Origin of the sequence: Serinicoccus chungangensis, assembly GCF_001483745.1 — a bacterium.
GTDB lineage: Bacteria > Actinomycetota > Actinomycetes > Actinomycetales > Dermatophilaceae > Ornithinicoccus > Ornithinicoccus chungangensis_A.
On record NZ_LQBL01000027.1, the window covers coordinates 277360 to 297767 of the forward strand.

Here is a 20408-nt window from a genome sequence, read left to right on the forward strand (position 1 = left end):
GGGCTCCCGCACCGTCGTGGTGCTGGGGAGGTGGGGCTGGTGCCGGGGGCGGCGCACGCCGTCGGGCGCCTCAGGCGGGAGGGGCGGACGCCGGATGCGGTCGACGATGCTCCAGGGCGGCACGGTAGCCGCCGGCGCCGCCCTCCACGCAGCGGGCGATCCGCCCGACCGTCGTCACGCTCACGCCGGTGACGTCGTGGATCTGGCGGTACGACATACCCTCGGCGAGCAGGGGCACGACCGACCAGCGGTCGGCCAGGGCCTCGATCTCGGCCGGGGTGCACAGGTCGTCGAGGAAGGCGTCCACGGACGCAGGGTCCCGCAGGGCCGCGAGGACGTCGGCGAGGTCCGCCCGCACGCGCGCGCGGGTGGCGACGGCGGAGCCGTGGGTGTCCCGCTGCTTCACTGGCGTCCTCCCGGTCTCGACGTGGCGGGCTCGACCCGCCACGGGTGTATCAACGTGTTATCACGCTAACACGCTCCTGCCGGCTCTCCCAAAGCGCCGTGCGAGGATGCCCGGGTGCACCGCCGACTCGCGCCCCTCGCTGCCAGCCTCCTCCTGCTCACCGCCTGCGGAGGCGGGACCGCCGACCCGGGCGATGCGGCCGAGGAGTCCCCGGCGCCCCTGTCGTGCGACGAGGCTCCGGAGCCGCCGGCCGACGTCACGACCTACGGCCCGCAGGACCTTCCCGAGCCGGTGAACGGGACGGAGCCGCTCACCGCGACCGTGGAGACCACGTGCGGGGAGGTGCAGCTGGAGCTGTATGCCGAGCAGGCGCCCCAGACGGTCGCGTCCTTCGCCTTCCTCGCGGAGGAGGGCTACTGGCAGGACAGCCCGTGCCACCGGCTCACCACGAGCGGGATCTACGTGCTGCAGTGCGGCGACCCGACGGGCACCGGGCAGGGCAGCCCCGGCTACGGCTACGGCATCGAGAACGCCCCGGAGACCGGGATGTACCCGCCCGGGACCCTCGCGATGGCCCGCACCCAGGACCCGGACAGCAACGGCGGCCAGTTCTTCGTCGTCTACGACGACACCCAGCTGCCCGTGGAGGGCGGCGGCTACAGCATCTTCGGGCAGGTCACCGACGGCCTGGACATCGTCGAGGCGATCGCCGCCGAGGGCACCGACACCGGCGGCGGCGACGGTGCCCCCGCCCAGCCCATCAGCATCCTGTCCGTCACCGTCGACGGCTGACCGCACCCTCCCCCGCACCGGACGCGTCGTCCGCACACACCGGACGCGTCGTCCGTACGCACCGGACGCGTCGTCCGCCTACACCGAACACCTAGTCCGAACACACCGGACACGTAGTCCGCACACACCGGACGCGTCGTCCGTAGGCACCGGACGCGCGACGGGCCCGCCTCAGACCAGGGGCTGGGCCAGCTCGACCCGCAGCGCGCTGACGACCTCGTCCCGCGGGACGGTGAACTGGTCCTGGCGGCGCAGGTCCTTGAGGGTCACCGTGCCGTCGGCGACCTCCTGCGCCCCCAGCAGGGCGACGAAGCGGATGCCGGCGCGGTCGGCATACCGCAGCTGCTTGCCGAGCTTGCCGCCGTCGAGGACCGCCTCGGTGTTGATGCCGCCGTGCCGCAGCTGGGAGGCCAGCGCGAGCTGGTCGTCGAGCAGCTCGGGGTCGACCTGCGGCACAAGGACCTGCACGGTCGACTCCCCGGCCGAGGCGTCGATGAGACCGGCCTCGCGCAGCTGCCAGAACAGCCGGGACAGCCCGATGGAGATGCCGACCCCGGGCAGGCGCGACCTCGTGTACTGCCCGGCCAGGTCGTCGTAGCGCCCGCCGGAGCAGATCGAGCCGAGCTCGGGGTGCTCGTCCAGGGTCGTCTCGTAGACGGTCCCGGTGTAGTAGTCCAGGCCGCGCGCGATGGAGAAGTTGAGGCAGTAGTTGTCCTCCGGGACACCCAGCGCGCGAACCAGGGCGAGGACCTCGCGCAGCTCGGCCACCCCCTCGGCCAGGGCGCTGCTGCCGCTCGACGCCGCCTCGACCTGCGCCAGCCGGTCCAGCGCGTCGTCGTGGCCCGTCGAGCGGGTCTGCACGAAGGCCAGGATGCGCTCGACGACCTCCTCGGACAGCCCGAACCCCTCCCCGGTCAGCGTGGTCCGCAGGTAGTCCGCGCCCCGCTTGTCGAGCTTGTCGACCTCCCGCAGCACGGCGGCCTGGACCTCGGCGTCGGTGATGCCGAGGTCCTCGTAGAAGCCGCGCAGGAGCCGACGGTTGTTGATCTGGATGGTGAAGGTGCCGATCGCGAGGTCGGTGAAGATCGCGTTGATGATCGCGGGTGCCTCGGCGTCGTGGCGGACCGACAGCTCGCCGGAGCCGATGATGTCGACGTCGCACTGGTAGAACTCGCGGAACCGTCCCCGCTGTGGCCGCTCCCCACGGTAGACGCGCTGCATCTGGTAGCGCCGGAACGGGAAGGTCAGCTGGTGCTCGTGCTCCGCGACGTAGCGCGCGAGGGGCACCGTCAGGTCGAAGCGCAGCGCCAGGTCCGGCAGCGTCTGGTCGCCCCCGTCGGCCCGGGCCTTCTCCAGCGCCCCGGTGGACTGCACGAAGTAGACCTGCCGCTCGGTCTCCCCGCCGGTCTTGGTGAGCAGCACGTCGGAGCGCTCGAAGACCGGCGTCTCGATCGGCAGGAAGCCGAACCGCTCGTAGCCGGAGCGGATCGCGTCCAGCATCCTCTGGAAGGCGACCTGCTCGGGCGGCAGCAGCTCGAGGACACCGGAGGGCGTGCGCGGGGAGATCACCGCAGGAGTCTATCGAGCGGTATGCCGTGCCCCCGCCGCCCCGTGGCACGACACGGGCACGACACGGGCACGGGCACGGGAGGCCGACCCGAGGCATAGTGGAGGCCATGAGCACCGCTGCCGCCGCCGAGTCGCCCTCCCTCGCCCTGGCCGCGGAGGGCGGCATCACGCCCGCCCAGCTGCGCGAGGTGGGCGGGCAGCTCCAGCGCTTCCTGCTGGAGTACGAGTTCGGGCTGCGGGAGGTCGAGACCAAGATCGAGATCCTGCGCGACGAGTTCGCCCACATGCACGACTACAACCCCATCGAGCACGTCTCCAGCCGGGTGAAGTCGCCGGACAGCCTGCGCGAGAAGGTGCTGCGGCGCGGGCTGAACCTCGACCTCGAAACCATCCGGCGCGAGATCACCGACATCGCGGGCATCCGGGTCTCGTGCAGCTTCGTCACCGACGCCTACCGCATCTTCGACCTGCTGACCCAGCAGGACGACCTGACCATCCGCCGGGTGTCGGACTACATCGCCGAGCCGAAGGAGAACGGCTACGCCAGCCTGCACGCCATCGTCGAGATCCCGGTCTTCCTGTCCACCGGCCGGGTCGACGTGCCCGTCGAGGTCCAGCTGCGCACGATCGCCATGGACTTCTGGGCCAGCACCGAGCACAAGATCCACTACAAGTACGACGGCAACGTGCCCGAGGGGCTGCTGACCGAGCTCAAGGACGCCGCGACCAGCGCCGCCGAGCTGGACGCCCGGATGCAGCGGCTGCACCGCGAGCTGCACGGCGCCGGCCCCGACGCGCGGGCGTAGTCCTCAGCCGCGGGGCGAGAGCCCGGCGAGGTGGGGGTTGGTGGCCCGCTCCCGCGCCATCGTCGTGGCCGGTCCGTGGCCGGGGAGCACGAGCGAGGAGTCGGCCAGCGGGAGCACGACGTCGCGCAGGCTGCGCCGCATCGCGGCCCCGTCGCCGCCCGGCAGGTCGGTCCGACCGATCGAGCCGGCGAAGAGGACGTCCCCGGAGATCACCGTCCGGTCCAGCTCCTGCGCCGGTATGCCGTCCGGCACCCCCGCGGTGGTGAACAGCACCGAGCCCTCGGTGTGGCCCGGGGCGTGGACCACCCCGATCCGCAGACCGGCGATCTCCAGGTCCTGCGCGTCGGCCAGCTCGACCACGTCCTCGGGCTCGGTCCAGGTCGCGCGGCGGCCGAACTGCTGCTCCAGGGCCAGGACCAGCTCCGGGCCCAGGGAGGACAGCGGGTCGCGCAGGCGGTAGCGGTCGTCCGCGTGGATGTAGGGGCTCACCGCGGTGGTCCCCGCGCAGACCGGGGTCACGGCATACACGTGGTCCAGGTGACCGTGCGTGAGCAGGACCGCGGCCGGACGCAGCCGGTGCTCGGCGAGGAGGTCCTGCACCCGTCGCTCGACGCCGATCCCGGGGTCGACGACGACGCACTCCTCCCCCTCGGCGGGGGCCACGACGTAGCAGTTGGTGCCGAAGGCGTCGGCGACGATGCTGCGGACGAACATGGGAACGACCCTACGCACCGTCGCCGTCCGACCTCGTCCCGGCCGCACCCGGGCGCGTTGGGTAGGGTCGAGGCGTCAACGCCATGTCGAGGCGGCCCCGATGGCCGCCCTCGCGGTCCCTATCCGAGAGGCCACCACCGTGTCCGAGCAGACGCCCTCCCCCACCGAGCCCGACGACCAGGGTGCCGAGCCCGAGGTGGCGGCGACCCAGGACGTCGAGCCCGAGGCTCCGGACACCGAGCAGCCCGCGGCCGCCGAGCCCGAGACACCGGCCGCACCCGCCGAGTCTGAAGCACCTGCCGAGCCCGCCGAACCGGCCGCACCGGCCGCACCGGCCGCACCGGCCGAGCCTGAGACACCTGCCGAACCGGCTGCCGAGGCCGAGCACGCAGAGCCTGAGACACCTGCCGAGCCCGCCGCACCCGCCGAGCCGGAGCCGGCCGCCGAGGCCGTGCCCGCCCCCGCGCCCCCGCGCCCGGCGGCGCCCTCGCCCGCCATGTTCGCCGCGCGGAGGCCGGCCGCCCCGCGCCCGGCCGGCACCGCGGCCGCGTCCCCGGAGCCCCACCCGGACCCCACCGAGTCCATGAAGCACGGACGGGTGGCCGAGGACGGCACGGTCTTCGTCATCCTCGCCGACGGCACGGAGCGCGAGGTCGGCTCCTACCCCGGTGCCGGCGCGCAGGAGGCGCTGGCCTACTTCGCCCGCAAGTACGACGAGATGCTCGCCTCCGCGGACCTGCTCAAGGCGCGCCTCGCCGGCACCGAGGTGTCGGCGCACGACGCTCGCCAGTCCCTGGCCCACCTCAAGGAGCAGATCGGCGAGGCGCACGTCGTCGGGGACCTCGCCGCCCTCGAGGCCGTGGTCAAGGAGCTCGAGGCCGAGGTGAAGACCCGCTCGCGCACCGAGCAGGAGGAGCGGCTCAAGGCCAAGGCCCAGGCCGCTCAGGAGCGGGAGGAGCTCGTGGCCGAGGCCGAGCAGCTCGCGGCGACCGACCCGGGGCGCATCCAGTGGAAGCAGAGCAGCGCCCGCATCCGCGAGCTGCTGGACGAGTGGAAGGCCCACCAACGCTCCGGCCCCCGTCTGGACAAGGAGGCCGAGAACGCCCTCTGGCAGCGCTTCAGCCACGCCCGGTCGGCCTTCGACAAGATGCGCAAGACCTGGTTCGCCCAGCTGGACGAGGAGCACGGCCAGGCCAAGGCCACCAAGGAGCGGCTGGTCCGCGAGGCCGAGGCCCTGTCGACCAGCAAGGACTGGGGCGCGACCGCGGGGGCCTTCAAGCGGCTCATGCAGGACTGGAAGCGGGCCGGCCGGGCCTCCCGCGCCGACGACGACGCGCTGTGGGTGCGGTTCAAGGCCGCGCAGGACGCCTTCTTCGACGCCAAGGACGAGGTGGTGGCCGCCGAGGAGGCGGAGTTCTCCGAGAACCTCAAGGTCAAGGAGGCACTCCTGGTCGAGGCCGAGGCCATCACCGTCGACGAGGCCCACCTCGACCAGGCCAAGGCCGAGCTGCGCCGGGTGCAGGACCGCTGGGACGCCGCCGGGAAGGTGCCGCGCGGCGACATCAAGCGGGTGGAGAACCGGCTGCGCGCGGTCGAGCAGAAGGTGCGCGACATCGAGGACTCGCAGTGGCGGCGCAGCGACCCCGAGCTCGACGCCCGGGCGCGGTCCATGGTGGACCAGCTCGAGCGGGCCGTGCAGGGTCTGGAGTCCGACCTCGAGGCGGCCCGGGCGGCCGGGGACGACCGCAAGGTCAGCGCCCTGGAGTCCGAGCTGGCGACCAAGCAGCTCTGGCTGGACTCGGCCCGTGGGGGTCTGAGCCGGTGAGCTCCCTCACCCGCCTGGCGACGGAGGTCGCCGAGGTCGCCGACGGCCTGTGCGCCTACCTCGACGACTCGCCCTCACCCTTCCACGCGGTGCAGACCGCGGCCGGGCTGCTGACCGCCGCCGGCTTCACCGAGGTCGCCGAGGTCGACCAGACCCCCACGGCGCCGGGGCACTACGTGGTCCGCCGCGGCGGGTCGCTGCTCGCCTGGTCGACGGCCCACCTGCCGGCCGACCGGCCGGCGCACACGGCATACCGGGTCGTCGGCGCCCACACCGACTCCCCCAACCTGCGGGTCAAACCGCACCCGGACTGGACCCGGGCCGGGTGGCGGATGCTGGGCGTCGAGGTCTACGGCGGGGCGCTGACCAACTCCTGGCTCGACCGCGACCTGGGGCTGTCCGGGCGGGTCGCCGTACGGGACACCGACGCCCCCGGTGGCGTCCGCCAGCACCTCTGGCGCTGCGACGAGCCGCTGCTGCGCGTCTCCCAGCTGGCCGTCCACCTCGACCGCACGGTGCGCACCGAGGGGCTGCGGCTCAACGACCAGCAGCACCTGGCGCCGCACTGGAGCCCCGGCGGCGGGGCCGAGGGCGGGTTCAGCGACTGGCTGGCTGCCCAGGTCGACGTGCCCCGCGAGGACCTGCTCGGCTTCGACGCGATGACCCACGACCTCACCCCGGCCCGGCGCATCGGCGGCGACGGGGAGCTCGTCGCCTCGGCCCGCCTGGACAACCTGGCGACCTCCTACGCCGCCGTCCGGGCGCTCCTGCAGGCGGTCGCCGAGCCGGCCGAGGCCACGACGCCCACGGTGCCGGTCATCGTGCTCTTCGACCACGAGGAGGTCGGCAGCACCTCCGAGCGGGGCGCCCAGTCCACCTTCCTGCCGTCCTGGCTCGAGCGGATCGTCCTGGCCGCCGGCGGGACCCGGGAGGACTACTGGCGGGCGCTCGCGGGCACGGTCGTGGCCTCCGGCGACATGGCGCACGCCACGCACCCCAACTACCCGGAGCGGCACGAGCCCGAGCACCCGATCCTCATGAACGGCGGGCCGGTGCTCAAGGTCAACACCAACCTGCGCTACGCCACCGACTCCCCCGGTGCGGCCGCCTTCGCCCTCGCCTGCGAGCGGGCGGGGGTGCCGATGCAGACCTTCGTCACCCGCTCGGACCTCCCGTGCGGGTCCACCGTCGGGCCGATGACGTCGGCGCTGACTGGCGCGACCACGGTCGACTTCGGGGCCCCGGTCCTGTCGATGCACTCCACCCGCGAGATCTGCGGCACCCTCGACCAGGCCGGGTACGCCGCGGCGCTCGCCGCCTTCCTCACCCCCGCCTGAGCGCACCCGGCCGGGGGCCGCCCCGTTCTGGACATAGGAAAGTGGGGCCCGTTCCCCAGAAAGCTATGTCCGGAACCGGCAGCCCGGCGGGGGCCGCCCCGTTTCTGGACATAGAAAAGTGGGACCCGTTCCCCAGAAGCGTATGTCCAGAACGTTGCCGGGGGGCTCAGGCGTGGCTGCGGCGGTGCGGGTCGGTGCTCGTCGTGCCGGTGACCCGGTAGGCGTCGAGCACGGCCGGGATACGCCGCACCGCCCGCAGGACGGACTCCAGGTGCGACGGGTCGGCCATCTCGAAGGTGAACTTCGACAGGGCCACCCGGTCGCGGCTCGTCTGCACCGACGCGGACAGGATGTTGACGTGCTGCTCGGAGAGCACGCGGGTGATGTCGGAGAGCAGCGCCGAGCGGTCCAGGGCCTCGACCTGCATGTTGACGAGGAACAGGCTGCTGGCGGTCGGGGCCCAGGCGACCCGGATGATCCGCTCGGCGGACTTCTCCTGCAGGTCGGCGGCGTTGGTGCAGTCGGTCCGGTGGACCGAGACCCCCTTGCCGTGGGTGACGAAGCCCAGGATGGGGTCCCCCGGCACCGGCGTGCAGCACTTGGCGATCTTGACCCAGACGTCGTCCGCCCCGACGACGGTCACCCCGGGGTCGGCGTGGGCCACCCGGCCACGCCGCGGGCGCGTCGCCTCGGCGAGGTCCTCCTCGGTGCCGTCCTCGCCGCCCAGCGTGGAGGTCAGCTGCTTGACGACGTGCTGGGCCGAGACGTGTCCCTCGCCCACCGCCGCGAAGAGCCCGTCGATGTCCTTGTAGTTGAGCCCCTGCGCCACCGCCGTGAGCGTGTCGTGGCTCATGAGCCGCTGCAGCGGGGCGTTCTGCTTGCGCAGGACCTTGGCGATCTCGTCCTTGCCGGAGTCGACCATCTCCTCGCGCCGCTCGCGGGTGAACCACTGCCGGATCTTGTTGCGGGCGCGGGCGCTCTTGACGAAGCTCAGCCAGTCCCGGCTCGGCCCGGCGTCCTGGGCCTTGCTCGTGATGATCTCGCACACGTCGCCGTTGCTGAGCTCGGAGTCCAGGGAGACCAGCTTGCCGTTGACCCGGCCGCCGACGCAGCGGTGCCCGACCTCGGTGTGGACGGCGTAGGCGAAGTCGACCGGCGTCGCGCCGGCCGGCAGCGCCATGACGTCGCCGTCCGGGGTGAAGACGTAGACCTCGGCAGCACCCATCTCGAAGCGCAGCGAGTCGAGGAACTCACCGGGGTCGGAGGTCTCCTGCTGCCAGTCGATGAGCTGGCGCAGCCACTGCATACCCTCCAGGGCACCCGGCCCGCCGTCCGCGCCGGCGCTCGCCCGGGAGCCGTCCGGCCCCTGCTCCTTGTACTTCCAGTGCGCCGCCACGCCGTACTCCGCGCGCCGGTGCATCTGGAAGGTGCGGATCTGGATCTCGACCGGCTTGCCGCCGGGGCCGATGACCGTGGTGTGCAGCGACTGGTACATGTTGAACTTCGGCATCGCGATGTAGTCCTTGAACCGCCCCGGCACCGGGTTCCACCGGTTGTGCAGCGCGCCGAGCACCGCGTAGCAGTCCTGGATCGACTCGACGAGCACCCGCACCCCGACGAGGTCGTAGATCTTCTCGAAGTCGTGCCCCCGCACGATCATCTTCTGGTAGACGGAGTAGTAGTGCTTGGGCCGGCCGGTGACCGTGGCCCGGATCTTGGCGGTGCGCAGCTCCTCGGAGATCTCCCCGCGGATCCGCGACAGCATCTCCTCCCGGGCGGGGGCGCGGTCCGCGACCATCCGCACGATCTCGTCGTAGACCTTGGGGTAGAGCTGGGCGAAGGACAGGTCCTCCAGCTCCCACTTGATGGTGTTCATCCCCAGCCGGTGCGCCAGCGGCGCGTAGATCTCCAAGGTCTCGGAGGCCTTGCGGGCGGCGCTCTCGGCCGACACGTAGCGCCAGGTCCGGGCGTTGTGCAGCCGGTCGGCGAGCTTGATGACGAGGACCCGGATGTCGCGCGCCATCGCGACGACCATCTTGCGGACCGTCTCCGCCTGCGCCGCGTCGCCGTAGGTCACCTTGTCGAGCTTGGTGACCCCGTCCACCATCATCGCGATCTCGTCACCGAAGTCGCGGCGCAGCTGCGGCAGCGAGTATGGCGTGTCCTCCACCGTGTCGTGGAGCAGCGCCGCCGCGATGGTCGAGGGCGTCATCCCCAGCTCGGCGAGGATCGTCGCCACCGCCAGGGGGTGGGTGATGTAGGCGTCACCGCTCTTGCGCTGCTGGCCCTTGTGCATCTCCTCGGCGACCGCGTAGGCCCGCTCGATGAGCGCGAGGTCGGCCTTGGGGTGGGTGGCCCGCACCGAGCGCAGCAGCGGCTCCAGCGCCGGGTTGGCCGTGGTGCGGGTCCCGCCCAGCCGGGCCCACCGGGGCCGCAGCCCGCCACCCGCCCGGGCGGGCGGTGTGGTGGCTGCGGGCTCGCTCATGCACAGATCATAGGCGCTCGCCGGAGCGCACCAGCAGCCCGGTGAGGCGCGCGGGCGACGCGCTCAGACGCTGGTGAGGCAGTGCAGGTCGTAGCCGCCCAGGCGGCCCCGGCCGCCCAGCTCCTCGATCTCCAGCACCAGCTCGATGGCCGCCACGCTGGCCCCGCACCGCTCGATGAGCTCGCAGGTCGCGGCCAGGGTGCCGCCGGTGGCGAGCACGTCGTCGACGACCAGCACACGCTCGTGGTGGGAGACGGCGTCCTGGTGGATCTCGAGGGTGGCCGTGCCGTACTCCAGCGTGTAGGACTGGCTGTGCACGGCCGCGGGCAGCTTGCCGCCCTTGCGCACCGGGACGAAGCCGACGCCGAGGGCGTGGGCCACCATCGAGCCGAGGATGAAGCCCCGCGCCTCGATGCCGGCCACGACGTCGACCTGGCCGCGTCGCCGGTCGACCGTGTCGGTGACGATCCGGTCGCGCAGCCGGCGGTCGAGCAGCACGGGGGTGAAGTCCTTGAAGACCACGCCCTCCTCCGGGAAGTCGGGGATGTCCCGCATCCCCGCGAGGACGTCCCTCGCCAGCTGCGCGTCCGGGGTCGCCACCTGACCGGCCACGGCCTCAGCGTCCACGGCGCTTGCGCTTCGGCTGGTTGCGCGGTCCGCGCTGGGCGTACGGGTGCAGCTGTCGCCCGGGTGCCTGCTCCCCCCGCGCGGCGGTGGCCGCGCCGGAGGGCGCCGGGTCCTGGGGTGCGCCCGCCGGGGCGCCGACCAGCGCGCCCTCCGCGTCCTCACCCTCCAGCAGCTCGTCGTCGGCGTGCGTGGAGGAGCGCTCCTCGCGACGCTCGCGCCGGCGGGTCACCTGCGCGTCGTGCCGGCGGACCACCAGCTCGCCCTCCCGCAGCTGCACGAGCAGCGGGGTGGCGATAAAGATCGAGGAGAACGTGCCGACCGTGATCCCGATGAAGAGCGCCCACGACAGGTCGACCAGCGTCCCGGGCCCGATGAGGGTGACCCCGACGACCAGGATGACCGCCACCGGCAGCAGCGCCACCACGGAGGTGTTGATGGAGCGGACGAGGGTCTGGTTGACCGCCTGGTTGGCGGCCTCGGCATACGTCTGCCGCTTGGTGTCGAAGGTGTGGTCGGTGTTCTCCCGGACCTTGTCGAAGACGACGATGGTGTCGTAGATCGAGTATCCGAGGATGGTGAGGAAGCCGATGACCGAGGCCGGCGACACCTCGATGCCCACCAGCGCGTAGATCCCCACGGTGAAGAGCACGTCGTGCACGAGGGCGACGAGCGCGGCCACGGCCATCTTCCAGGTGTGGAAGTAGAACGTCAGGATCAGCGTGACGAGGGCGAGGAAGACCGCCAGCGCGATGGCGGCGCGCTGGGTGACCGTCTCACCCCACGACGGACCGACGAAGGAGCTCGTGACGGCGGAGGTCTCGACGCCGAAGGCCTCGGCGAGGTCGGCCCGGGCCGTCTCGGCCTCGGTGTTGTCCAGCTCGCCGGTCTGCACCCGGACGGTGTCGTCCCCGATGCGGGTGATCGTGGTCGTGCCGCCGGGGTCGACGGCCTCGAGGGCGTCGTCGGCGGTCTGCTCGTAGCCCTCCATCTGGCTGCTGCTGACCCCGCTCACCCGCAGCTCGGAGCCGCCGCTGAACTCGATGCCGAAGTTCAGCCCGCGGCCGACCAGGCCGACGAGGGAGATGATCATGAGCACGGCCGACAGGGCGTACCAGAAGCGGCGACGACCGACGATGTCGAAGGACCGGGCGCCCGAGTAGAGGTCGTTGCCCAACCGGGAGAAGCGCGACATCAGACCACACCACCTTCCAGCTCTTCGCGGGTATGCCGTCGGCGCCCCGGGGCGATGACGTCCGGCTCACGGACCCGGCCGCGTCCGAGGTAGGCCGAGCGCTTGGCGCCGAGCCGCTCGGGCTCCATCCCGGACCACTTGCGGCCCTCGCCGAAGAAGCGGGTGTTGGCGAGGATGCTCACCAGCGGGTGGGTGAACATGAACACGACCAGGAGGTCGATGACCGTGGTCAGCCCCAGCGCGAAGGCGAACGCCCGCACGCCGGACTCGGACAGCAGGTAGAGGACCGCCGCGGCCAGCAGGTTGACGACGTCGGAGATGATGAGCGTCCGGCGGGCGCGCTCCCACCCGGTGTCCACGGCATACCGCAGCGGACGACCGGCCCGGACCTCGTCACGGATGCGTTCGAAGTAGACGATGAAGCTGTCCGCCGTGATGCCGATGGCCACGATGAGGCCGGTGACCCCGGCCATGGTGAGCCGGAAGTTGTTGGCCCACCCCAGCAGCGTCACCGAGCCGTAGGCGAGCAGCGCGGCGATGATGAGCGAGCCGATGGCGACCAGGCCCAGCGCGTGGTACTGGACCAGCATGTAGGCGAACACCAGCAGCAGACCGATGATCCCGGCGACCACGCCCCAGCGCAGCTGCTCGCCACCCAGGGTGGGGCTGATCTGCTCGGAGGTCTGGACCTCGAAGCTCAGCGGCAGGGCGCCGAACTCGAGCTGGTTGGCCAGCGCCTGCGCCTCCTCCGGGGTGAAGTCACCCGAGATGGTCGCGGTTCCGCCGGAGATGACGCCGTTGACGGTCGGGGCGGTGATGACCTCGCCGTCGAGGATCGTGGCGAAGCGGTTCTGGGCCTGACCCTGCGGGTAGCCGTAGAGCCGGGAGGTGATCTCCGCGAAGGTCTGGCCGCCCTCGCCGTCGAAGGTGAGGTTGACCTGCCAGCGGCCGGTCACCGCGCCGCCCTGGACGGTCTCGGGGCTGGCGTTGGCGGTGGTGACGGCGCTGCCGGTGAGCTCCACCGGGCCGAGGATGAACTTCTCGTCACCCTCGGCGGAGCAGGCGACGGTCGGCTCGTCGGCCGGGGCCGCCGCGACCTCGCCGGCGACACCGGTGGCCGAGCAGTCGAGCGCGGTGAACTCCTCCGACAGCTCGGGCGTGATCTGCTCCAGGCTGGAGGGGTCGGCGGGCGGGGCCGTCTCGTCCGCCGGCGGGGCCGTGCTGTCGGCGTCGTCGCCGGCCGGCACGCCGGGCGCCTGCGTGGCCGCGTCGTCGGCGTCCCCCGCGGAGACCGGCTGGCCGGCGAGCGGGTCGTCGGCCGCGCTGACCCCCGCGGCACCGTCGAGCCGGGTGCCGCCACGGTTGCCCTCGGTCTGCTCGGCCTCGTCTCCCGACCCGTCCCCGGAGGACCCGTCGTCGACGCTGTCCTCGCCGCCCTCGGACTGCTGAGCCTCCTGCTCGGACTCCTCGAGCTGCTCCTGGAGCAGGCTCGGCGGGAGCGGGAGGGTGCGCTGCGGGGGCACCTCGGCCTGCGGCCCGGTCGGCTGGGCGACCAGCACCGGGCGGAACTGCAGCTGGGAGGACCGGCTGAGCGCCTCGACCTGGGCGGCCGAGGGGTTGCCGGGGATGGCCACGGAGACGTTCTGCCCGCTGCGGGTCACCTCCGCCTCGGCGACGCCCCCGCCGTCGATGCGGCGGCGGATGATGTCGATGGCCTGCTCGAGCTGGTCGGACGAGACCGACGCGCCCTCCTCGGTCAGCGGCTCCATGACGATCTGGCGGCCCCCGGCGAGGTCCAGGCCCAGCTGGGGGGTGAGCGAGGCGGCCGGCTCCGCCCACAGGCGGGCGCCGCCGATGCTCGCGAAGAGCAGCAGCGTGATCATGAGCAGGCTCATGAGCGTGCGGAACGGCCCGCGCATCCGGGCGTTGCGCCGGCGGGGCGTGCGCCCGCGGCCCGAGCCGCCAGGTCCGCCCCGCTGCCGGCCTCCGCCCCCGGCGGCGTCGCCGGCGAGGTCCTCGTCCCGGCGAGGGGCCGGGGTGGACGTCGTCATCGCCGGGGCTCCGCGTCCCCGTCGGTGCCGTCGGGGCCGGGGTCGGTCCCCTCGGTCCCCGGCTCGGCCGCCCCGCCCCGGGCCGGGCCGCCCCCGCCGCCCACCATGGAGATGGGCAGGATCGCCCGGCGCTGGAAGCGGAACACCGAGCCCCCGGCCTCGAGGTGGACCACGTCCCCCTCGATGGCACGCACGACGCCGTACATCCCGGAGGTCGTCATGACCTCCTGGCCCGGCTGCAGCTGCCCCTGCGCGTCGGTGACCGCCCTGGCCCGCCGACGCTGGCTGAACATGAGGAACAGCAGGAAGAGGATCGGCAGTGCCAGGATGAGCAGCGTGAGGCCGGAGCCTCCCGCGCCCGCAGCGGCGCCGGTCGCCAGTGTCATGGAGTGACCCTTCAGAAAGCGTGTCTCGTGGGGCGCCGGTGCGACGCCGTCGTCCCGCTGCGCACGCTGACGCGCGCGGCAGGCACCCGGGGCAGTCTAGGTGAGTCTTCTGAGGCGGCCAAAGAGGCCGGTATGCCGTGTCGGCCTCCCCCGCTCCCGTCGGCGCCGTCCGCCCGACCGCGAGAGCCCCGCCCGGGCGGCCGAACCACGGTCACCCGCCGAGCGGGAGCGTGCCGGCGTCGGGGTCGCCGCCGCCGAACCGGCCCGGCGTGCCGTGACCGGGCACCCCTCCCCCGGCCTCCGGCGGCGGGGTGAGGCCGAGGTGCTGCCACGCGGACGGGCTGGCCGCGCGACCGCGGGGGGTGCGGATCATGAAGCCCTCGCGGACGAGGTAGGGCTCGGCCACGGTCTCCACGGTGTCGGGCTCCTCGCCCACGGCCACCGCGAGCGTCGACAACCCCACCGGCCCGCCGCGGAAGCGCGTGCACAGCGCCTCCAGCACCGCCCGGTCGAGCCGGTCGAGACCCAGCGCGTCGACGTCGAAGAGCGCCAGCGCCTGGTGCGCGGCCGCCTCGTCCACGACGTGCTGGCCGTGGACCTGCGCCCAGTCACGGACCCGACGCAGCAGGCGGTTCGCGATGCGCGGGGTGCCCCGCGACCGGGAGGCGATCTGCGTGATCCCCGGCTCGTCGGCCTCGATCTCCAGCAGCGCCGCGTTGCGGTGCAGGATGGTCACGAGGTCCTCGGTGGCGTAGTAGTCGAGGTGCCCGGTGAAGCCGAAGCGGTCGCGCAGCGGCGCGGGCAGCAGCCCCGCGCGGGTGGTGGCCCCGACCACGGTGAACGGCGGCAGCTCCAGGGGGATGGCCGTGGCGCCCGGGCCCTTCCCGACGATGACGTCGACCCGGAAGTCCTCCATCGCGAGGTAGAGCATCTCCTCGGCCGGCCGTGACATCCGGTGGATCTCGTCGAGGAAGAGCACCTCGCCCTCCACCAGCGAGGACAGGACGGCCGCCAGGTCGCCGGCGTGCTGGATGGCCGGTCCGCTGGTGATGCGGATGGGCTGCTCCAGCTCGCCGGCGATGATCATGGCCAGCGTGGTCTTGCCCAGCCCGGGCGGGCCGGAGAGCAGGACGTGGTCCGGCGGGCTGCCCCGCCGCCGGGCCGCCTCGAGGACGAGGCCGAGCTGGTCGCGCACCCGCCCCTGTCCGGGGAAGTCGGCCAGTCGGCGCGGCCGCAGGGCCGCCTCGATCCGGCGCTCCTCGTCGCTGCCCGAGGGGTCGACGACCCGCTCGCCGTCGGGGTATGCCTCGGGCACCTCGACCTCGTAGGACCCGTCGGTCGTCCCCTCCCCGGCGCCGGTCACCGGCCGAGCTCCCGCAGGGTCGCGCGCAGCAGGGCGGCCACGTCGGTGGGCGCGTCCGCACCCTTGGTCACGGCGCCGAGGGCGCCGTCCGCCTGCCGCGTGGTCCACCCCAGCCCCTGCAGCGCCTCCCGCACCTGGGTGTGCACCGCGTCCTCGCCGGCCCCGCCGCCCGGTGCCGCACCCGCCCCGCCGGCCAGACCGGGCTCGACACCCATCGCCAGGATCTTGTCCTTGAGCTCCAGGACCAGTCGCTCGGCCGACTTGCGGCCGATGCCCGGCACCTTGGTGAGGGCCACGAGGTCGCCCTGGGCCAGCGCGGCCCGGACGTCGGCGGGCGAGTGGACGGACAGCATGGCCAGCGCGAGCCGGGGCCCGACACCGCTCACCGTCTGGACCTGCTCGAAGAGCGCCTTGGCGTCGGCCCCCGCGAAGCCGTAGAGCGTGAGCGATTCCTCGCGGACGACGAGGGTGGTCTCCAGGGTGAGCTCCTGGCCGGTCCGGCAGCCGGACGCGGTCTCCGGCGTGGTGTGCACGAGCAGACCGACACCGCCCACCTCGACGACAACGTGGTCGAGACCGACGTGGCGGACGGGTCCGCGGACCGAGGCGATCACCGGGGGTTCCTCCTGCTGCTGGTGGTGGCGGCTCGACCGCCCGCGCGCGCCGAGGCGCGGGAGGTGGCCGAGCGGGCGGCGGTGCGGTGCTCGGCGTGCAGCTGGGCGAGCCGGTTCGGCGCCGCCCGGGACGCCTGGTCCTCGGCGTCCTGGAGCCGGTTGCGGTCGCCGGCGGCGTCGTCGGCGCGGACCCGGGCCGCCCCTCGCCACAGGTGGCAGATTGCGAGTGCGAGCGCGTCGGCGGCGTCCGCCGGGCGGGGCGCCTGTTCCAGGGTGAGGATGCGCGTCACCATGTGGGTGACCTGGGCCTTGTCCGCCCGTCCGTTGCCGGTGACGGCGGCCTTGACCTCCGAGGGGGTGTGCAACACCAGGGGCAGCCCGAGCCGGGCGGCGGCCAGCATGGGCACGGCCGACGCCTGCGCCACGCCCATGATGCTGCTGTTGCGCGTGCTGGCGAAGACCCGCTCCACGGCCACCGCGTCAGGTCGCGTGCGGGCGAGCCACTCGTCGATCTCCGTCTGCAGGGTGAGCAGGCGCTCGGCCGGCTCGTCCCCCGGAGGGGTCCGGACCACACCCACCTCCACGAGCCGCAGCGAGCGCCCCGGGAGCCCCTCGACGACCCCGAGACCGCACCGGGTGAGACCGGGGTCGACGCCGAGCACGCGCATACCGCTCCCGTTCGATGGTGTGGACAGATGTTCGGACACCACGCTACAAGCCCGGGCGGCCGTGCCCGCGCACGACACACCCTCCGGGCGGGAGCCGCCGGAACAGCTCGGACCTCGCTGCGCTCGGCCGGCTTCCTGCTTCCAGCAGTCAGGCTCGCTGCGCTCGCGACTACTCGAGCTCGGCGAGGACCTCGTCGGGGATGTCGGCGTTGCTGTAGACGTTCTGGACGTCGTCGCAGTCCTCCAGGGCGTCGATGACCCGGATGACCTTCTTGGCGCCGTCGGCGTCCAGCGGCACCTGCATGCTGGGGACGAAGGTCACCTCCGCCGAGTCGTAGTCCAGCCCGGCCTCCTGCAGCGCGGTCCGGACCGCCACGACGTCGCCGGCCTCGGAGATGACCTCGAAGGACTCGCCCACGTCCTCGACCTCCTCGGCGCCCGACTCGAGCACGATCTCGAGCAGCGAGTCCTCGCTGGCCTCCCCGCTCTCCTGCTCCTTGGGCACGACGACCTGGCCCTTGCGCTCGAAGAGGTAGGCCACCGAACCGCTGTCGGCCATCGAGCCCCCGTTGCGGGAGAGTGCCGTGCGCACCTCCATCACGGCGCGGTTCTTGTTGTCGGTGAGGCACTCGATGTAGAGGGCGACGCCCCCCGGGGCGTACCCCTCGTAGACCAGCGCCTCGTAGCTCGCGCCGCCGGCCTCGGCGCCCGACCCGCGCTTGACGGCGCGGTCGATGTTGTCGTTGGGCACCGAGCTCTTCTTGGCCTTCTGGATGGCGTCGTAGAGGGTCGGGTTGCCGGTCGGGTCGCCCCCGCCCATGCGGGCCGCGACCTCGATGTTCTTGATGAGCTTGGCGAAGAGGTTGGCCCGCTTGGCGTCGATCGCGGCCTTCTTGTGCTTGGTCGTCGCCCACTTGGAGTGGCCACTCATCGTTGCTCCTCGATCTGTCGACGTGCGGGTCAGGTATGCCGTGCCCGTCCCGGTCGGCGGCGCGGGCACCAGCTCCTCAGGTTACCTGCCGGACAGGGCCGGGCTGACGGACCCGACCGACCGCCGGGCGCCCCCGGGGGTGCGCACGCGCCGAGGACCAGATCATCCGCCACTCTTGCCCCAGGCACATCGCGTACCGCATAGTAATGAGCGCCGGAGCAACGTCCCTGCTCAGGCCACCCCTCCCATCCTCCTGGAGTCATCGTGCGACGACCGTCCCTCGTCGGCCTCACCCTCGCTCTCGTCCTCTCCCTCACCGGCGCACCGGCGACGGCCGCCCCGCAGGAGCAGGACGCGGCGCAGGACGCCCTCCCCTACGCCCAGCAGGCCGACTCGGTCGAGCCCGTGCAGACCGCCGAGGAGCTCGGGGAGACCACGGTGGTCACGGACAGCTCGGTGCTGCCGGCCCCGGTGCCCGGCTCCGAGGTCTACCCGGTGCCGGCCGACGGCAGCTACGACATCACCGGCGGCGGCTTCGGCCACCGCATCGGCATGTCGCAGTGGGGGGCCCACGGTGCCGGCCTCCAGGGCCTGTCGCACGAGCGGATCCTCTCCTTCTACTACCCCGGCACCCGCCTGGAGACCTGGTCGGCCGCCGACATCTCCGTCGGCATCACCATCGACCACGACGGGGTGACCCAGGTGGCGCACCGCAGCGGGCTGCGCGTCGGCGCCGCGGCGGGCGGCACCACCTACGCCCTGCCGTCCGGGCGCAGCCAGTGGCGCGTCCGCGCGACGAGCGGCTCGGCCTCCTCCTGCGTCCTGCAGGGGTATGACGGCTCCTCCTGGTCGACCTGGTGGCCCTCGGGCATGTCCCGGCGCTGCCCGGTGACCTTCAGCTCCCCCTCGGAGAAGAGCGTCGACCTCGTCCTGCCGGACGGCTCGCGGCGCATCTACCGCGGCGCGGTGACGGCCACCCACCACGGCAGCACCGCGCTGGCCACCGTCAACCACCTGCCGCGGGAGCACTACCTGCGCTCGGTGGTCGCCGCCGAGATGGGCCCGTCCTTCCACCCCGAGGCGCTGCAGGCCCAGTCGGTCGCCGCCCGGACCTACGCCGAGCGCAGCGCCAGCACGAGCTACTACGACATCTGCGACACCACCGCGTGCCAGGCATACCGGGGCCGTGGGGTGCGTCGCAGCGACGGCAGCATCAGCTCCTACGAGTACGCCGCCAACACCGGCGCGGTCGACGCGACGGCCGGGCAGGTGCTGACCTTCGCCTTCCCGAACGGGCGGCGGCTCGCGACGACGATGTACTCGGCCTCGACCGGCGGTCAGACGATCGCCTCGGGCAACGGCCACGACTACCTCACCGCCCAGCGCGACCCGTACGACGCCGTGGCGGCCAACCCCCGGCACCGCTGGAGCGCCTCGCTGCCGCGGACCTCGCTGCAGCAGCGCTACGGCATCCACCGGGTGGAGCGCATCCAGGTGCTGACCCGTGACGGGGTGGGCGCGTGGGGCGGGCGGATCCTCACCGCCCGGGTCGAAGGCTTCACCTCCGGCGGGCAGTACACCTGGGCGCACGCCACCGGCACCGGCCTCATGCTCGCCCGCTACTGGCCGACGTGGTCCGACGGGCTCTCCTCGGACTACTTCACCTTCGCCTCGCCCGCCCCGGCGCCCACCGGACCGGTCCGGCTCGGCGGCACCGACCGCTACGGCACCGCGGCGACCGTGGCCGAGCAGTGGTCCCCCGGCCTCGAGGTGGTCTACATCGTGTCCGGCCAGGACTACCCCGACGCGCTGGCCGCCTCGGCCCGGGCCGGGGTCTACGACGCCCCGATCCTGCTCAGCCGGGCGGACGACCTGCCCGGCGCCACGCGGCGCGCGCTGACCCGGTTGCGGCCGGACCGGCTCGTCGTGCTCGGGGGCAGCGAGGCGGTGAGCGGCACGGTCCTCACCGAGCTGCGCTCCTACGCCCGCACCGGGCGGGTGGACCGCGTGGCGGGGACCGACCGCTACGCCACCGCCGCCGCGCTCTCCGACTACTACCCCTCCCGCGTCGACCGGGTGCTGCTCGCCAGCGGGCAGGCGTTCCCCGACGCGCTGGCCGGGGCCGCGGTCGCCAACGGCGAGCAGGTGCCGCTGCTCCTCACCCGGGGGGACGAGCTGCACCCGAGCACGCGACGTGCCCTGGAGCGGCTGCGCCCGCGCGAGGTGGTCGTCCTCGGCGGCGACGGCGCAGTCTCGGCATCGGTCCTGCGCGAGGCGGGTCGCTACGCCTCCGCCGGCGCCCAGCGCTGGGCCGGCACCGACCGCTACCGCACCGCGGCCAAGATCGCCGCGACCTTCCCCCGGAGCACCGAGCCCTCGTTCGTCGCGCTCGGCACCGACTTCCCGGACGCCCTCGTCGCGGCCGCCCTCGCGGGGCGCAACGACGCGCCGCTGGTGCTCACCCGCGGGGACCGGGTGGTGCGTGGCGCCGACCTGGCGCTCACCCACCTGCGGCCGGGCTCGATGTACGTCCTCGGCGGCGACTCGGGGATCACCGACACCACGATGACCGCCCTGGGGCGCTACCTGCGCTGAGGCCGTCGGCCGGCGCCGGGCACACCGCCGGCCGACGCCACGGCCGC

General features: G+C 73.3%; 17 protein-coding genes. 5 read left to right on the forward strand and 12 right to left on the reverse strand.

Annotated elements, in window-relative coordinates; genetic code table 11:
• Positions 1–70: 70 nt before the first annotated feature.
• Positions 71–406, reverse strand: a complete 336-nt coding sequence (locus tag AVL62_RS08420; protein WP_058891177.1) for a YerC/YecD family TrpR-related protein — start codon at positions 404–406, stop codon at positions 71–73.
• Positions 407–520: 114 nt separating this feature from the next.
• Between AVL62_RS08420 and AVL62_RS08425 the strand changes: the two genes are divergently transcribed.
• Positions 521–1198 (forward strand): peptidylprolyl isomerase, encoded by a 678-nt coding sequence (locus AVL62_RS08425; protein WP_058891178.1) that lies wholly within the window; start codon positions 521–523, stop codon positions 1196–1198.
• A 171-nt stretch (positions 1199–1369) separates the two neighbouring features.
• Here the strand turns inward: AVL62_RS08425 and hisS are convergent, their stop codons facing one another.
• Positions 1370–2767: a histidine--tRNA ligase gene (gene hisS / locus AVL62_RS08430; protein ID WP_058891179.1), complete on the reverse strand. Its 1398-nt coding sequence runs from the start codon at positions 2765–2767 to the stop codon at positions 1370–1372.
• 107 nt (positions 2768–2874) lie between these two features.
• Between hisS and AVL62_RS08435 the strand changes: the two genes are divergently transcribed.
• On the forward strand, positions 2875–3573 hold the full coding sequence (locus AVL62_RS08435) for a GTP pyrophosphokinase (protein ID WP_058891248.1): 699 nt from the start codon (positions 2875–2877) through the stop codon (positions 3571–3573).
• A 3-nt stretch (positions 3574–3576) separates the two neighbouring features.
• On the opposite strand, the gene AVL62_RS08440 is transcribed toward AVL62_RS08435, so the two are convergent.
• Positions 3577–4287 carry an MBL fold metallo-hydrolase gene (locus tag AVL62_RS08440; RefSeq protein WP_058891180.1) on the reverse strand — a complete coding sequence of 237 codons (711 nt, stop codon included), beginning with the start codon at positions 4285–4287 and terminating at the stop codon, positions 3577–3579.
• A 139-nt stretch (positions 4288–4426) separates the two neighbouring features.
• Between AVL62_RS08440 and AVL62_RS08445 the strand changes: the two genes are divergently transcribed.
• On the forward strand, positions 4427–6112 hold the full coding sequence (locus tag AVL62_RS08445) for a DUF349 domain-containing protein (RefSeq protein ID WP_235585599.1): 1686 nt from the start codon (positions 4427–4429) through the stop codon (positions 6110–6112).
• The gene (locus AVL62_RS08450; protein ID WP_058891181.1) at positions 6109–7449 is read left to right on the forward strand and encodes a M18 family aminopeptidase; all 1341 of its coding nucleotides are present in this window, start codon (positions 6109–6111) and stop codon (positions 7447–7449) included. The genes AVL62_RS08445 and AVL62_RS08450 overlap by 4 nt, the downstream gene beginning before the upstream one ends.
• A 166-nt stretch (positions 7450–7615) precedes the next feature.
• Here AVL62_RS08450 and AVL62_RS08455 read toward each other — a convergent pair whose 3' ends face one another.
• The 9 genes from AVL62_RS08455 to AVL62_RS08495 form a co-directional block, all read right to left on the reverse strand.
• Entirely contained in the window at positions 7616–9934 is a 2319-nt protein-coding gene (locus AVL62_RS08455) for a RelA/SpoT family protein (protein ID WP_058891182.1), read from the reverse strand.
• Between the two features lie 63 nt (positions 9935–9997).
• A complete protein-coding gene (locus tag AVL62_RS08460; protein WP_268793642.1) occupies positions 9998–10546 on the reverse strand; it encodes an adenine phosphoribosyltransferase in 549 nt (182 codons plus the stop codon).
• Positions 10547–10550: 4 nt separating this feature from the next.
• Positions 10551–11753 (reverse strand): protein translocase subunit SecF, encoded by a 1203-nt coding sequence (gene secF, locus AVL62_RS08465; RefSeq protein WP_058891183.1) that lies wholly within the window; start codon positions 11751–11753, stop codon positions 10551–10553.
• Entirely contained in the window at positions 11753–13804 is a 2052-nt protein-coding gene (gene secD / locus AVL62_RS08470; protein WP_058891184.1) for a protein translocase subunit SecD, read from the reverse strand. Before secD ends, secF begins: the two co-directional genes overlap by 1 nt.
• Entirely contained in the window at positions 13801–14190 is a 390-nt protein-coding gene (locus tag AVL62_RS08475; RefSeq protein ID WP_058891185.1) for a preprotein translocase subunit YajC, read from the reverse strand. The genes secD and AVL62_RS08475 overlap by 4 nt, the downstream gene beginning before the upstream one ends.
• A gap of 211 nt (positions 14191–14401) precedes the next feature.
• Complete coding sequence (gene ruvB, locus AVL62_RS08480) at positions 14402–15505, reverse strand: Holliday junction branch migration DNA helicase RuvB (RefSeq protein ID WP_235585614.1); 1104 nt, start codon at positions 15503–15505, stop codon at positions 14402–14404.
• A 44-nt stretch (positions 15506–15549) separates the two neighbouring features.
• Positions 15550–16167 carry a Holliday junction branch migration protein RuvA gene (gene ruvA / locus AVL62_RS08485; RefSeq protein WP_058891187.1) on the reverse strand — a complete coding sequence of 206 codons (618 nt, stop codon included), beginning with the start codon at positions 16165–16167 and terminating at the stop codon, positions 15550–15552.
• Positions 16164–16835 (reverse strand): crossover junction endodeoxyribonuclease RuvC, encoded by a 672-nt coding sequence (gene ruvC / locus AVL62_RS08490; RefSeq protein ID WP_058891188.1) that lies wholly within the window; start codon positions 16833–16835, stop codon positions 16164–16166. The genes ruvA and ruvC overlap by 4 nt, the downstream gene beginning before the upstream one ends.
• A gap of 169 nt (positions 16836–17004) precedes the next feature.
• Positions 17005–17766, reverse strand: coding sequence for a YebC/PmpR family DNA-binding transcriptional regulator (locus AVL62_RS08495; protein ID WP_058891189.1), 762 nt, complete (start codon positions 17764–17766; stop codon positions 17005–17007).
• A gap of 264 nt (positions 17767–18030) precedes the next feature.
• Here AVL62_RS08495 and AVL62_RS08500 point away from each other — a divergent pair, with 264 nt between their 5' ends.
• On the forward strand, positions 18031–20361 hold the full coding sequence (locus tag AVL62_RS08500; RefSeq protein WP_058891190.1) for a cell wall-binding repeat-containing protein: 2331 nt from the start codon (positions 18031–18033) through the stop codon (positions 20359–20361).
• The last annotated feature ends 47 nt before the right edge of the window (positions 20362–20408 follow it).

Excerpts from the sequence above, each read along its gene's own strand:
- AVL62_RS08435 (WP_058891248.1), top strand. The coding sequence starts at position 2,875 with ATGAGCACCGCTGCCGCCGCCGAGTCGCCCTCCCTCGCCCTGGCCGCG.
- AVL62_RS08440 (WP_058891180.1), bottom strand. The coding sequence starts at position 4,287 with ATGTTCGTCCGCAGCATCGTCGCCGACGCCTTCGGCACCAACTGCTAC.
- AVL62_RS08455 (WP_058891182.1), bottom strand. The coding sequence starts at position 9,934 with ATGAGCGAGCCCGCAGCCACCACACCGCCCGCCCGGGCGGGTGGCGGG.
- secF (WP_058891183.1), bottom strand. The coding sequence starts at position 11,753 with ATGTCGCGCTTCTCCCGGTTGGGCAACGACCTCTACTCGGGCGCCCGG.
- secD (WP_058891184.1), bottom strand. The coding sequence starts at position 13,804 with ATGACGACGTCCACCCCGGCCCCTCGCCGGGACGAGGACCTCGCCGGC.
- AVL62_RS08475 (WP_058891185.1), bottom strand. The coding sequence starts at position 14,190 with ATGACACTGGCGACCGGCGCCGCTGCGGGCGCGGGAGGCTCCGGCCTC.
- ruvC (WP_058891188.1), bottom strand. The coding sequence starts at position 16,835 with ATGCGCGTGCTCGGCGTCGACCCCGGTCTCACCCGGTGCGGTCTCGGG.
- AVL62_RS08495 (WP_058891189.1), bottom strand. The coding sequence starts at position 17,766 with ATGAGTGGCCACTCCAAGTGGGCGACGACCAAGCACAAGAAGGCCGCG.